Raw genomic sequence first — 13,818 nt, forward strand, 5'->3', positions numbered from 1 at the left:
CAAGCCGTTAGATATTTGCGTTTCAGCGATCGATGCGCGTCGCCTATACGTTCCGCGACGTTGTCTTGCGCGGAACAGTCCGATGATCACATCAACCAGCTCGCTTTCCACAGCCTCCCAGGCGACCGTTCCGGGCATCGATGCCGTGTCGTATCGTGCGGCCATGCGCTATCACGCCGGCGCCGTGGTGATCCTGTCGGCAGGCACGCCCGGCGACAGGACCGGGCTCACGGCGACGTCGGTCTGCTCGCTGTCGGATACGCCGCCGCGGCTGATCGCCTGCGTCAACCGCTCGGCGAGCGCGCATGAATTGATCCGGCGCACCGCGGCGTTCGGCGTCAACATGCTGCGCGCCGGGCAGGAGGAGCTTGCGAATGTGTTCGCCGGCCGCCGTGGCATCGAGCGCGACGATCGCTTCGGTGCTGAGAGCTGGCTGTCGCTCGCCACGGGGGCGCCGATCCTGAAGAGCGCGCTGGTCGGCCTCGACTGCGAGCTCGTTGGCGAGCACGCGTACGATACCCATTCGATCTTCGTCGGCGAGGTCCGCGCCGTGCATCAGCGCGACGGTGATGCCCCGCTGGTCTATTTCGGCGGTCGGTTCTGCGCGCTGGCGCCGTAGGCCGGCTGAGGTCGGCCGGCCGCGCCGGCTCAGGCGCGGGCCCTGAACAGCTTCTGGACAGTCGCGGTCAGCGCGCTTGCGGCCGGCGAGAACGATTGTCCCTTCAGCGAGACGATGCAGACGGTGCGCTCCAGCGTCGGATTGACGATGGGCAGCGCCTGCATGGTCTTTTTCAGGGGCCGCGGCAGCGCGATCCTCGGCAGGATGCCGACACCGAGCCCGGCTCCGGCCAGCGCGCTCAGCGTGTGGCTGTGCTCGACCTCGAACTTGATCTTCATCTGGAGATCGCGCACCGCGAGCGCGCGCTCCAGCATCGATCGCAGCGCCGCCGATTTCGAGTTGAGCAGAATCGGATAGGCCGAGAGCTCGGCGAGATCGACCGCGCTGCGCTTGCGGAACGGGAATGCGCGCGTCGCCAGCGCATAGATCGGGTCCCTGAACAACGGCGCGAACTGAAACTCGGTCGAGCCGTCCATCTCGGGCCCGATGCCGAAATCGGCTTCCCGGCGGCGCAGGCAGTCGAGCATGTCCTCGGCCGCAAGCTCCCGCAGGTTGATGTTGATGCCGGGATAGCTGGCCTGAAACGCGTACAGCGCCTGCGGCAGCGCGGTTGCCGCGATGGTCGGAACGCAGGCCAGTGACAGCGTGCCGCGCTGGATGTCGATCACCTCGCGGATCTCGCGCAGCCCGTTCTCCCATTCGCCCAGCGCGCGCCGTGCATGGGTGAGGAGTTGCAGCCCTTCCGCGGTCAATTCGACGCGCCGCGTGGTGCGGTGAAACAGCGCGGCGCCGACCTGATCCTCCAACAGCTTGATCTGCATGCTGACCGCAGACTGCGAGCGGTTGAGCTGCTCGGACGCCTGGCGGAAGCTCTTGTTCTCCGCGACCGCGATGAACATGTGCAGCAGCTTGAAATTGATCGGCGACATCGATTGGCTCGGGCTGATTGTTCCGACGAACTGAACTGTTCTTAAGATAATCTCGTTAGAAAGATCAGTGCCGGACATCTAGCATGATTGCATTGGCTGCGGGAGCCGATCCCGCGGCGCCTGCCGAAAAGATGTCCCGATGTCCTTCACCATCCCCAAGCCGCGCATCCGCCGTGTCGAGCGTTCCGAGCTCGCGGTGCCCGCGACCTCGACGCACTTCTTCGAGCGCGCCGCGCGTAGCGCAGCCGATTTCATCTTTCTCGATCTTGAGGATGCCGTGGCGCCGGCGCGCAAGCCGGAGGCGCGCGAGATCGCGATCGAGGCACTGAACCGCATCGACTGGGGCAACAAGACGCTCGCGGTGCGGATCAACGGCCTCGACACCGAATGGGCCCATCGCGACATCATCGAGATTGCCGGCCGCTGTCCGCGCCTTGATCTGGTCATGGTGCCGAAGGTCGGGACCGCATTCGACGTCCGGTTTGTCGATGCGCTGCTGACGGGGCTGGAGCGGGAGTTTCCACGTGCCAAGCCGCTTGGCATCGAAATCCTGATCGAGACTACACTCGGCCTTTCCAATGTCGAGGACATCGTACAGGCGTCGGAGCGCCTCGAGGCTGTGATCTTCGGCATCGGCGACTATTCGATCGATCTGCGGACCTGCGGCGAGGTCATCGGCGCGTCCGACCCGCGCTATGCCGTTCTGACCGATCCGGACGAACGCGGCGGGCGGCACGCGCATTGGAACGACCAATGGCATTTCGCGCTGGCGCGGATCGCCAATGCCTGCCGGGCCCACGGCCTGCGCGCGATCGACGGTCCTTACGCAAACTTCGGCGATCCGGTCGGGTTTCGCGCCAGCGCGGAGCGAGCTGCCGCGCTCGGCTTCGAGGGCAAATGGGCGATCCATCCGTCGCAGCTCGATATTGCCAACGAGGTGTTCTCACCGACCGCGCGCGAGGTGTCGTGGGCGCGCGAGATCATCGCCAAGATCCAGTCCGCGAGTGCGGGCGGCGACGGCGCCTTCGGGCAGGACGGCGTGCTGATCGATCTGGCGGTGCTGAAGCGCGCGCAGGCGATCATCGACCGCGATCAGGCGATTGCCGCCGCGGGCAGGGAGGGAGCGCGCGATGTCACATGATCCACCGCTTGCGGGAGTACGCGTGCTCGATATCGCGACGTTCGTCGCGGCACCGTTCTGCGGGACGGTGCTGTCCGATTTCGGCGCCGAGGTCATCAAGATCGAGCAGCCGGGCACGGGCGATCCGCTCCGCCGCTTCGGCACGCCGAGTGAGTGCGGTGACACCTATGTCTGGCTCAGCGAAGCGCGCAACAAGAAGTCGGTCACGCTCGACCTGCGCAGCGAACGCGGCGCATCATTGTTCCGCGAACTGGTTCGGCAGTCGGACGTGGTGCTGGAGAATTTCAGGCCGGGCACGCTGGAGAAATGGGGGCTCGGCTTCGAGGCGTTGCGCGGGATCAATCCGAAGCTCGTGATGCTGCGGGTCAGCGCCTACGGCCAGGACGGTCCGATGCGCGACAAGCCGGGCTTCGCGCGGATCGCGCACGGGTTCAGCGGTCTCGCCTATCTCGCCGGCGAGGCGGGACGCCAGCCGGTGATGCCGGGCTCGACCTCGCTGGCCGACTACATTTCGGGCCTATGGGGTGCGCTGGGCGTGCTGCTGGCGTTGCGCCATGCGGAAGCGACGGGAGAGGGGCAGGTGGTCGACATCGGGCTTTATGAATCGGTGTTTCGCCTGCTCGACGAGATGGCGACCGTGTTCGCCAAAACCGGCTTCGTGCGCGAGCGGCTCGGCGCCGACACGGTCAATGTCGTGCCGCACAGTCATTACGAGACCCGCGACGGCAAATGGGTCGCGCTGGCCTGTTCGAGCGACAAGATGTTCGAGCGGCTGGTGGAAGCGATGCAGCGCCCCGATCTCGCGACCGACCCACGCTTTGCCACCATGGCAGCCCGGCTGGTGCGCCGCGAGGAGGTCAACCGCATCGTCGCCGATTGGATTGCCGGCATGCCGCTCGCGCAAACCCTTGCTGAATGCGAGCGCTACGACGTGCCGTGCGGTCCGATCTACAGCATCCGCGACATCTTCGACGATCCGCAATATCGCGCCCGCGGGAACATCGCCGAGGTGCCCTCGCGCGCCGGGCCGATCGCGGTGCCGAGCGCGATCCCGCGGATGTCGCGCACTCCGCCGCGGTTCAAGCACGCCGGCGTTGCGCTCGGCGCCCACACCGACGAGGTCCTGACCTCGCTTGCGGGAGCATCGGCAGCGATGCTCGCTACGCTGCGCAATGACGGGGTCATCTGAGGTGACCCATTCCTCTTCCTCCTGCCACGAAAGAACGATGCCATGACCAGGCAGATGAAATTGATCGGCTTCCTGCAGGCCCAGAACTGCTCGAACTATCCGGCCTCCTGGCGTCATCCGGAATCCAAGGCGAACTGGTTCGCGCGCGAATACTACGAAAGCATCGGCCGCACGCTGGAGCACGGCAAATTCCACCTCGCCTTCTTCGACGACCGCCTCGCGATTCCGGATCGCTTCGGCGACGACTTCCGCGAGACGATCCGCCACGGCGTGCGCGCAGCGAAGCTCGATCCCGTTACGGTCGCGCTGACGATGGGGCTGGCGACGCAGCGTCTCGGCATTGGGGTGACTTACTCGACCACCTACTACGAGCCGTTCCATGTCGCGCGCGTGTTCGCGACGATGGACCTGCTGCTCAACGGCCGCGCGGCGTGGAACGTGGTGACGTCGTTGAACGACTCCGAGGCGGCGAATTTCGGCGCCTCGCAGCATCTCAGCCACGATCTGCGCTACGACCGCGCCGACGAATTCATGGAGGTCGTGCTCGGGCACTGGAACAGTTGGGAAGACGGCGCGCTGCGCTTCGACCGCGAGGCCGGCTTGTTCGCCGATCCGGCGAAGGTGCATCGGCTCGACCATCGGGGACAGTTCTTCCGCTCGCGCGGTCCGTTCACGGTACCACGCTCGCCGCAGGGCCACCCGGTGATCATCCAGGCCGGCCAGAGCGGGCGAGGCAAGACCTTTGCCGCGCGCTGGGGCGAACTGATCTTCGTGATCTATCCCAACCTCGACATCGCCAAGAAGCAATATGCGGACCTGAAGGGGACGCTGGCGAAGGCGGGCAGGGACGTCAGCATCGCGCCGGCGGTCTATCCGGTCGTCGCCGAAACCCAGGCCGAGGCCGAGGACAAGTTCGCCGCGATCAACCGGCTCGCCAAACCGATCGATGCGTTGACGCTGCTGTCGGAGGTGCTCAACTACGATTTCGCGGCAAAGCCGATGGACGAGCCGTTCACGTCAGAGGAGTTGCAGTCAATCAGCGGCCTGCAAGCGATCCGCGACCGCGTGGTCAATCTCTGCGGCACACCCAATCCCACCCCGCGTGACTTCGTCCAGTTCAGCGGTCGCGGCACGCTAGCCGAGTTGCCGACCTTCGTCGGGTCGCCGGCCATGGTCGCCGATCAGATGGAGCGCTGGTTCTCCGAAGGCGGTTGCGACGGCTTTGTCGTGGCCGCGACCCATGTGCCGGGCACCTACGAGGATTTCGTGCGGCTGGTCGTTCCGGAATTGCAGCGCCGCGGCCTGTTCCGACGCGAGTACGAGGGCGACACCCTGCGCGACAATCTGGGCCTGCCGCGGCCGCAGGGCGGCCGATCGCACGAAGCGACACCGGAGGCACACGCCGCCACCGGATAGCGTCAGCCGAGATATCGGCGGCGCCAACAACGATCAAAACAAAACAAGGGAGGCTTAAAGTGACCACGACGGGCGTCAACGCGGGGGGCCGGCTCGACCGGTTGCCGATCGCTGGATTCCACTACCGGATCTTCGCGCTGATCGGAGCCGGACTGTTTGTCGACGGCTTCGAGATCTTCCTGGCCGGCAGCATTTTGGGAGCATTGGTTCAGTCCGGCTGGTCGGACCTCGAGCACAATGCGCGCTTCATCTCCGCGACCTTCGTTGGAATGCTGATCGGCGCGTGGCTGGCGGGTGTCGCCGGCGACCGCTTCGGCCGCAAGTTCGCCTACCAAGCCAATCTCCTGATCTTCGGCCTGAGTGCGCTGGCGGCGACGCTTGCACCGTCGATGAACTGGCTGATCGCGGCCCGCTTCGTGATGGGCCTCGGTCTCGGCGCCGAGATCGTGGTCGGCTACGTCGTGCTCAGCGAATTCATCCCGCCGCAGCAGCGTGGCCGCTGGGGCGCGGCGCTCGCGACCTGCACCAACGGCGCGCTGTTCGTCGCAACCCTGGTGGGCTGGGCCGTCATTCCCCATCTCGGCTGGCGCTGGATGTTTGCGCTGTGCGGCATCGGTGCGATGATCGTCTGGTTCCTGCGGCGCTCGCTGCCGGAATCGCCGCGCTGGCTGGAGACCCAGGGCCGCAGCACGGACGCCGAAGCGGTGCTGGCGTCGATCGAGCAAGAGGTCGGCAAGGGCAAGCCGTTGCCGACGCCGGCCTACCAGCCGGCCCCGGTGCAGCCGGACGTCCGGTTCACGCGGCTGTTCTCGCGCGCGCTGCTCGCGCGAACCATCGTGGGCTGCCTGATCCTGATCGGGCTCAACACCGCGGTCTACGGCTTCATTGCCTGGATACCGACCTTCTTCGTCAAGCAGGGCATCAACCTGTCGTCGTCGCTTGGCTATACGATGCTGATGACGCTCGGCAGTCCGTTCGGGACGCTGGCCGGCATGTGGATCGGCGAGAAGATCGATCGCAAGCCGTCGTTGATCGTGCTGTCGCTCATCGCGGCGGGGCTCGGGCTGATCTATCCGGTCTTCATCAATCCGACCGCTTTCGTCGTGATCGGCTTCCTGCTGGTGTTCACGGTCGCGGTGATGCTGGCGCTGGCCTGGGGGCTCTACATCCCCGAGCTGTTTCCGACCGAACTCAGAATGCGCGGCTCTGGCATCTGCAACACGGCCGGGCGCCTGATGTCGATCGTGACGCCCTTCATCGTGGTCGAGTTGTTCACCCGGTTCGGCGTCACCGGCGTCGTGTCGGTGGTGGCCGGGCTTCTCGTGCTGCAGGCCATCGCAGTCGCCGTCCTCGGCATCGAGACGCGCAAGCGCCCGCTGGAAGAGCTGCGGCCCGAAGCGATGGACAGCGGGGCGTCACGCGCGCAGCCGCGCGGTAACCTGCAACCGAGTGCTGGGGGTATCTCGGCCGGCGGGGAGTAGACGCGGCGTGAGGGGTCGGGACGCTAGCTCGCCAGATACTTCACCACCGCCGGCTCGTTCCATTCGATGCCGAGGCCCGGACCGCGGCCCGTGACAGTGCCATCGACGATCTCGGCGGGCCTCGCCAGGATCGTGCCGGCGAAGTCAAGGAATTCCAGCCAATGCGCGGTCGGCGTCACCGCGAGCAGATGCGCGCTGACCTCCGCGAACAGGTGGCTCGACATCGGGATCGAGGCGGCGTCAGCCTGGCCCGCGACCTGCAGCCAGCCGGTGACGCCCCCGACCTTCATCACGTCGGGCATGATGAAGTCGGACGCGCCGGCCGCGATCGCCTCGGCAAAGCCGCGCGGAAACCACCAGTTCTCGCCGGCCTGGATCGGTGTCGGCGAGGTCTCGCGAACCTTGGCATGGCCGGACAGGTTTTCCTGCGGCACCGGCTCCTCGATCCAGTGCAGATCGTAGGGGGCAAGGCGCGCGATGCGGCGCGTCGCTTCCGCTGGATCGAGCGACTGGTTGAAGTCGATCATCAGCGCGATGTCGGGGCCGAGCAGGGCGCGCACGCCCTTGACCACGCGTTCGTCGTTGGCGGCATCTCCGTCGCCGCCCTTGATCTTGATGCCCTTGAAGCCCTGGTCGAGCGAGCGGCGCAGCGCGCGCTCGTCGGCCACCGGATCGACCGCGCCGTAGCTGTCATAGGCCTTGATCGGCTTCGCGCGACCGCCGAGCAACTCGGCAAGCGGCCGGCCGGCCAACTGGCCGAGCACGTCCCAATAGGCCATGTCGAGGCCCGACACCGCCATGCCGACCAGGCCCTGCCAGCCGAGCAGGCGAAACTTGGCGTCCATCGCCTTCATCAGCTCAAAGGGGGCGACCGGTCTGCCGATGAGATCGCGGCCGATCTCCTCGATCAGGTAGCACAGAGGCTTAAGCGTGAGCTTGGTATAGGCGAAGATGTAACTGCGGCCGGTAACACCCTGGTCGGTTTCGACATCGATCAGGACCAATGGGCCGGAATCAATCACGCCGAAGGCGTTCTTCACTGGGCGCTTGAGCGGCGCTACGACGCTTCGCGCCCGGACTCCGCGAATCGCGGCAACTGTCTGACTCATGGTCGTTTCCCCATTTTTATTGGACACTGTACCATCGGAGCAGCCGTGGCGCGGCCCAATCGGCCGCAGTGGCCTCGATCAGATACCGTCCCGGGTATTCGGCAAGGAAGGCGATGCGCTGGGTCTGGCCGGGCTCGATCGCGAGCGTATCGAGCCAGAACGGCTTCCAGCCGTCGTCGAGCCGATCCAGCAGCCGGACATGATGGCCGTGCAAATGGAGGACGGTGGTGATCGTGGCGTGGTTGGTCAGCGCCAGCACGACCGGCCGGCCGGTCTTCGCCTGAAAGGCCGGCGCGGCGGATGGCTTGAAATCGACCGGCCGGACCCAATCGGCCGGAGTACCGAGTTCGAGGCTGACCCGCTGGGCGTTCTTGAGATCGATCTGGGCGGGCAGGTCGTTGCCTGGAAGCGGTGGGGCAGGCGGAAACGGCGCGGAGCGGATCGGCGGCTCCGCCGAGATGACCAGCTTGCCGACCGGCCGGGCCTGCTGGCCGTCGTGGAGCAGGATGGGGAAGCTCGTTCCTGCGGGCCCCGCGACGTCGATAAAGACGTCAGTCCGATTCCCCGGCGCCAGCATCAGGGCGCTGTTGCGGGCTGGGAACGGCTCGGCCGGCTGGCCGTCGATCCCCATCACCCGAACCTCGAGGTTCTCCAGCTTGACGGCCAGCACGCTGCGTGGGCTTCCGTTGATGAACCGAAGTCTGAGGCGAGCGTTCGAAGGAGCCGAGATATTGAGTGAGGTTTGCCCGTTAATTGTATGAATTATCGTCGTATCTTGCGGGTCCGTTCCGGGCGCGATCGCCGTCCCATCCTGACGCAGCCGCCACTCCTCGATCAGCAGGACGTGGTCGCGATCCACCGCAACCGGTGAGCTGCTGTCGACGATCAGCGCGCGCGGCCGCGTCGGCGCGGCGGCGCCGTCGCCGAGCAGGCTCGCGCCGCAGAGGAAGGTTCCGGCGTGCCGCAGCGGAAGCTGGAAGGTATCCTTGGCAGCCGGCGGGACCGGCGCCCGGGAGGTCAGCGGCTCGGCAGCCGGCACGCCGTCGAGCCCGCGGCAGTCGAGCACGGCTGCCACCGGCAGCTCGTTGCTGAAGGCGACATCGAGCACCTCGCCGCGCTTGAAGCGAAGGTCCCCGTTGCCGAACGACCAGACCGGCGTTTGCGGTGCTCCGGGACGAAGCGAGATGCGGTCGGGCCTGGCCTGTAGCGCGACGGCCGTGCGGCCTTGCGCCGCGCCGACGGCCGGCAGGGCTGGCCCAAGCGCCGCGGCGCCGAAGACGGTCATGAGGCGACGGCGGGTGAGGGGGAGATCGGGGCTTGCCATTCGGCCGATGCGGACCATTTTCAACTCAGTCTGTCCACCCGCGAAGGGTCGCAGGCGGCTATGCAAAAGCGCCGATTTTTTTGCTGCGAACCGGCGGGCACATGCTATAAGCCCGGCCGCCCGCGGCATCGCGGTCGGATGGGATGCTTTTCACGCGGGCGTGGCGGAACTGGTAGACGCGCTGGATTTAGGTTCCAGTGACGAAAGTTGTGGGGGTTCGAGTCCCTCCGCCCGCACCAAGCGCTTACAGCGTTTGCATGACGATTCCTTGGAGAACCTTGAGCCTTATCGAGGCCGCGGGTTCACCGAACCACCGGCGTCAGGCTGCGAGGCCGCGTCGACTTGATTGAACACTGCCACGGCCCGCGAGGTTCGTGGCCGAAAGCGGAAGAAGATTGATACCATGCAGGTCACCGAGACCCTCAACGAGGGACTGAAGCACGAATTCAAGATCAACGTTCCCGCATCCGATCTCGATGCCAAGGCGGACGCCAAGCTGGTCGACCTCAAGGACAAGGTCCGTCTCAACGGCTTCCGTCCCGGCAAGGTGCCGGTCGCCCATCTGAAGAAGATCTATGGCCGCTCGGTGATGGCCGAGACCATCGACCAGACCATCAGCGACACCAACCGGAAGATCTTTGAAGATCGCGGCTTCCGCCTTGCGGGCGAACCGAAGATCACGATGCCGACCGAGAAGGCCGCGGTCGACGATCTGCTCGCGGGCAAGACCGACCTGACCTACACCGTGGCGATTGAGGTCGTGCCGCCGATTCAGCTCGCCGACTTCAAGACCTTCTCGGTCGAGAAGCCGGTGGTCGATGTCGCCGACGCCGACGTCGACGACGCCATCAATCGGATCGCCGAAGGCAGCCGCCCCTACAGCGCTAAGGCCGAGGGTGCGAAGGCCGAGAAGGGCGATCGCGTCACCATCAACTTCAAGGGCACCATCAACGGCGAGGCCTTCGAGGGCGGCACTGGTGAAGGCATCCAGGTCGTGATCGGCGCCAGCCAGTTCATCCCGGGCTTCGAGGACCAGTTGATCGGCATCGGCGCCAACGAGACCCGGACGCTGAAGGTCTCGTTCCCGAGGAATTATCTGAACGACAAGCTCGCCGGCCAGCCGGCCGAGTTCGAGACCACCGCGACCCTGATCGAGGCGCCCGGCGAGACCAAGATCGACGACGACTTCGCCAAGACGCTCGGCCTGGAGTCGCTGGACAAGCTGAAGGAGCTGATGCGCGAGCGCCTGAAGGGCGAGTTCGCCGGCGCCACCCGCCAGCGCGTCAAGCGCGCGCTGCTCGACCGCCTCGACGAGAGCCACAAGTTCGAGGCGCCGCCGTCGCTGGTCGAGGAAGAGTTCAACCTGATGTGGAACTCGATCAAGGCCGAGATGGACTCGTCCGGCAAGACCTTCGCCGACGAGAACACCACCGAGGAGGCGGCTAAGGAGGAGTACCACAAAATTGCCGACCGCCGCGTCCGCCTTGGCCTCGTGCTGTCGGAGATCGGCGAGAAGAACAAGATCACCGTCACCGACGACGAGGTCTCGCGTGCCGTGATCGAGCGCGCACGCCAGGTGCCGGGCCGCGAGAAGGAGGTCTGGGACTACTACCGCAGCAACGCCCAGGCGCTGGCCCAGCTCCGTGCCCCGATCTACGAGGACAAGGTCGTCGACTTCATTCTGGAGCTCGCCAACGTGACCGAGAAGAAGGTCACCAAGGAAGAGCTGTTCAAGGATGACGACGCCGAGAAGACCGCCGCTTAGACTCTGTTTCGAATTCGAGCATGATCTTTTCGGATCACGCTCGAATTCCGGCACCTCGCGTTAATGATGAATGGCGAAAGCGCGTTGGCGACGGGTGTCCGTCGCTAGGCGCGGCCGGTCGAATCGGCTTGAACTTGACCTGCCCGAGTGGCTAGTGCCGGTCTTGTCGGCCGGAAATTGGCCTATATCTGGGTTAAGCTTGACCCAACAGGTTTAAGCTACGTTTCTGCATCACCCCTAACCCCTGGGTTTTCCATGCGCGATCCCGTTGAAACCTACATGAACCTTGTGCCGATGGTCGTCGAGCAGACCAATCGCGGTGAGCGCGCCTACGACATTTTCTCGCGGCTCTTGAAGGAGCGCATCATCTTCGTCACCGGTCCGGTCGAAGACGGTATGTCGACGTTGATCGTGGCGCAGCTCCTGTTCCTCGAGGCCGAGAACCCGAAGAAGGAAATCTCGATGTACATCAACTCGCCGGGCGGGGTGGTGACGTCGGGCCTTGCGATCTACGACACGATGCAGTTCATCCGCCCGCCGGTGTCGACGTTGTGCACGGGACAGGCGGCCTCGATGGGCTCGCTGCTGCTGGCGGCCGGCGAGAAAGACATGCGCTTCACGCTGCCGAATTCGCGCATCATGGTCCACCAGCCCTCGGGCGGCTTCCAGGGCCAGGCTACCGACATCATGCTGCACGCGCAGGAGATCCTGAATCTCAAGAAGCGCCTCAACGAAATTTATGTGAAGCATACCGGCCAGACCTACAAGGCGATCGAGGAGGCGCTCGAGCGCGACAAGTTCCTCACGGCCGAGGATGCGAAGGCATTTGGCCTCGTCGACAAGGTGATCGACAAGCGGCCGGACGACCCGGCCACCGCGAAGGCCGCCTAAGTCAGGGCAGGCATCCCTTGGCGTCGGTGTGATTTCCACATTGACGCCTCACATAAGCGGCAAATAGCACTGCGGACCATGCCTGCAAGCGCGGGTGCACGGGCAAAGGTTCCGCTTTCGTGCTCATGTGCTGAAGTGGTAATCCCGCAACGTTCCGTGGATTTCGGTGGCTATTCCACGTGCGAAGCCTGGAAATCACGGTATTGTCACGGTCTTGAGCTGGCCGCCCGATTAGCGAATTCTTGATAGTCGGGTGCCAGCATGGTTGGCTGTGACGTATCGGCTATGATCGCGGGAGATTCGAAAGCACCGTGATTCGCACGGTCAAGACTGCGTAGGGTCTTTTTTGGTACGGAATTTGCTCTATCTACCCTTCAAGCTCCGGTTTTGTGCCGGATTGGGTCGATCTGGCAAACGAGATCGAACGGCGGACGGAGATAATGAATGAGTAAGGTCGGCACGAGCGACTCCAAGAACACGCTATATTGCTCGTTCTGCGGCAAGAGCCAGCACGAAGTCCGCAAGCTGATCGCGGGACCGACCGTCTTCATCTGCGACGAATGCGTTGAACTCTGCATGGACATCATCCGCGAGGAGAACAAGTCCTCGCTGGTGAAGTCGCGTGACGGCATCCCGACGCCGAAGGAAATCTGCAAGGTGCTGGACGACTACGTGATCGGCCAGAGCCACGCCAAGAAGGTGCTGTCGGTCGCCGTCCACAACCACTACAAGCGGCTGAATCACCAGACCAAGCACAACGACGTCGAGCTGGCGAAGTCGAACATCCTGCTGATCGGTCCGACCGGTTCGGGCAAGACGCTGCTCGCCCAGACCCTGGCGCGCATCCTCGACGTTCCCTTTACCATGGCCGATGCCACGACGCTGACCGAGGCCGGTTACGTCGGCGAGGATGTCGAGAACATCATCCTGAAGCTGCTGCAGGCGGCCGACTACAATGTCGAGCGCGCACAGCGCGGCATCGTCTATATCGACGAGATCGACAAGATCAGCCGCAAGTCGGACAATCCTTCGATCACCCGCGATGTGTCGGGCGAGGGCGTCCAGCAGGCGCTGCTGAAGATCATGGAAGGCACGGTGGCGTCGGTTCCGCCGCAGGGCGGCCGCAAGCATCCGCAGCAGGAGTTCCTGCAGGTGGATACCACCAATATCCTGTTCATCTGCGGCGGCGCGTTCTCGGGACTGGAGAAGATCATCTCGGCGCGCGGCCGCTCGACCTCGATCGGTTTCGCGGCGCAGGTGCTGGCGCCGGAGGATCGCCGTACTGGCGAGATATTCCGCCACGTCGAGCCCGAGGATCTGCTGAAGTACGGCCTGATCCCGGAATTCGTCGGGCGTCTGCCGGTCGTCGCAACGCTCGAAGACCTCGACGAGACCTCGCTGAAGAAGATCCTGACCGATCCGAAGAACGCGCTGGTGAAACAGTACCAGCGGCTGTTCGAAATGGAGAACATCGAGCTGACCTTCGCCGACGAGGCGCTTGGCGCGGTCGCCCGCAAGGCGATCGAGCGCAAGACCGGCGCGCGCGGTCTGCGGTCGATCCTGGAGAGCATCCTGCTCGAGACCATGTTCGACCTCCCGGGCCTGGAAGGTGTCGAGGAAGTCGTGATCTCGCGCGAAGTGGTCGAGGGAACGGCCCGTCCGCTCTACATCTACGCGGATCGCTCCGACCGCGCGGTCGAGAGCAGCGCGAGCGCCTAAACCGCGCAACGCCGATCTGACCAAAAATTGCGCGGCTGCCGGTCGATCCGGCAGCCGTTTTGGTATAGCCGCAAATGTCTGTTTAGCCTGAATTTTCCGGCGTTTCTCGTACTTGACACCCCTGTGCCCGATAGCCACCTAATGCTATCGGTGACGACGCTCGATACGTCGAGATTCGTCGCTTCACGAGACGGAGGAGGCGGCTGCTGAAGGTCATCTGTTCCGAATCACCAAG

11 protein-coding genes and 1 tRNA gene are annotated in these 13,818 nt (G+C 64.8%); 9 read left to right on the top strand and 3 right to left on the bottom strand.

The genetic code is table 11. The features are described 5' to 3' along the window. Nucleotides 1-82 precede the first annotated feature (82 nt). Complete coding sequence (locus P6U30_RS17490; protein WP_407170138.1) at nt 83-619, top strand: flavin reductase family protein; 537 nt, start codon at nt 83-85, stop codon at nt 617-619. 29 nt (nt 620-648) lie between these two features. On the opposite strand, the gene P6U30_RS17495 is transcribed toward P6U30_RS17490, so the two are convergent. Further along, nucleotides 649-1,548: a LysR family transcriptional regulator gene (locus P6U30_RS17495; RefSeq protein ID WP_407152224.1), complete on the bottom strand. Its 900-nt coding sequence runs from the start codon at nt 1,546-1,548 to the stop codon at nt 649-651. 139 nt (nt 1,549-1,687) lie between these two features. On the opposite strand from P6U30_RS17495, the gene P6U30_RS17500 reads away from it, so the two are divergent. The 4 genes from P6U30_RS17500 to P6U30_RS17515 are packed head-to-tail and all read left to right on the top strand — an operon-like array spanning nt 1,688 to nt 6,775. Continuing rightward, complete coding sequence (locus P6U30_RS17500) at nt 1,688-2,689, top strand: HpcH/HpaI aldolase/citrate lyase family protein (protein ID WP_407170139.1); 1,002 nt, start codon at nt 1,688-1,690, stop codon at nt 2,687-2,689. Continuing rightward, nucleotides 2,679-3,878 carry a CaiB/BaiF CoA transferase family protein gene (locus tag P6U30_RS17505; RefSeq protein ID WP_407170140.1) on the top strand — a complete coding sequence of 400 codons (1,200 nt, stop codon included), beginning with the start codon at nt 2,679-2,681 and terminating at the stop codon, nt 3,876-3,878. Before P6U30_RS17500 ends, P6U30_RS17505 begins: the two co-directional genes overlap by 11 nt. A gap of 42 nt (nt 3,879-3,920) precedes the next feature. After that, nucleotides 3,921-5,294: an LLM class flavin-dependent oxidoreductase gene (locus P6U30_RS17510; RefSeq protein WP_407170141.1), complete on the top strand. Its 1,374-nt coding sequence runs from the start codon at nt 3,921-3,923 to the stop codon at nt 5,292-5,294. 59 nt (nt 5,295-5,353) lie between these two features. Next, entirely contained in the window at nt 5,354-6,775 is a 1,422-nt protein-coding gene (locus tag P6U30_RS17515) for an MFS transporter (RefSeq protein ID WP_407170142.1), read from the top strand. A gap of 23 nt (nt 6,776-6,798) precedes the next feature. On the opposite strand, the gene P6U30_RS17520 is transcribed toward P6U30_RS17515, so the two are convergent. Together P6U30_RS17520 and P6U30_RS17525 are read right to left on the bottom strand one after the other, a co-directional pair. After that, nucleotides 6,799-7,884, bottom strand: coding sequence for an enolase C-terminal domain-like protein (locus P6U30_RS17520; RefSeq protein WP_407170143.1), 1,086 nt, complete (start codon nt 7,882-7,884; stop codon nt 6,799-6,801). 16 nt (nt 7,885-7,900) lie between these two features. Continuing rightward, a complete protein-coding gene (locus P6U30_RS17525) occupies nt 7,901-9,337 on the bottom strand; it encodes a multicopper oxidase family protein (RefSeq protein ID WP_407170144.1) in 1,437 nt (478 codons plus the stop codon). Nucleotides 9,338-9,362: 25 nt separating this feature from the next. On the opposite strand from P6U30_RS17525, the gene P6U30_RS17530 reads away from it, so the two are divergent. From P6U30_RS17530 to clpX, 4 genes are all read left to right on the top strand, one after another. After that, nucleotides 9,363-9,447: transfer RNA gene (locus P6U30_RS17530), tRNA-Leu, on the top strand. Between the two features lie 164 nt (nt 9,448-9,611). Then, nucleotides 9,612-10,973, top strand: coding sequence for a trigger factor (gene tig, locus P6U30_RS17535; RefSeq protein WP_407170145.1), 1,362 nt, complete (start codon nt 9,612-9,614; stop codon nt 10,971-10,973). Nucleotides 10,974-11,228: 255 nt separating this feature from the next. Beyond that, the gene (locus P6U30_RS17540) at nt 11,229-11,864 is read left to right on the top strand and encodes an ATP-dependent Clp protease proteolytic subunit (protein ID WP_407152231.1); all 636 of its coding nucleotides are present in this window, start codon (nt 11,229-11,231) and stop codon (nt 11,862-11,864) included. Between the two features lie 444 nt (nt 11,865-12,308). Further along, complete coding sequence (clpX, locus tag P6U30_RS17545) at nt 12,309-13,583, top strand: ATP-dependent Clp protease ATP-binding subunit ClpX (RefSeq protein WP_024506813.1); 1,275 nt, start codon at nt 12,309-12,311, stop codon at nt 13,581-13,583. The last annotated feature ends 235 nt before the right edge of the window (nt 13,584-13,818 follow it).

The sequence above is a fragment of the Bradyrhizobium sp. ORS 111 genome (assembly GCF_045571485.1).
Lineage (GTDB): Bacteria > Pseudomonadota > Alphaproteobacteria > Rhizobiales > Xanthobacteraceae > Bradyrhizobium.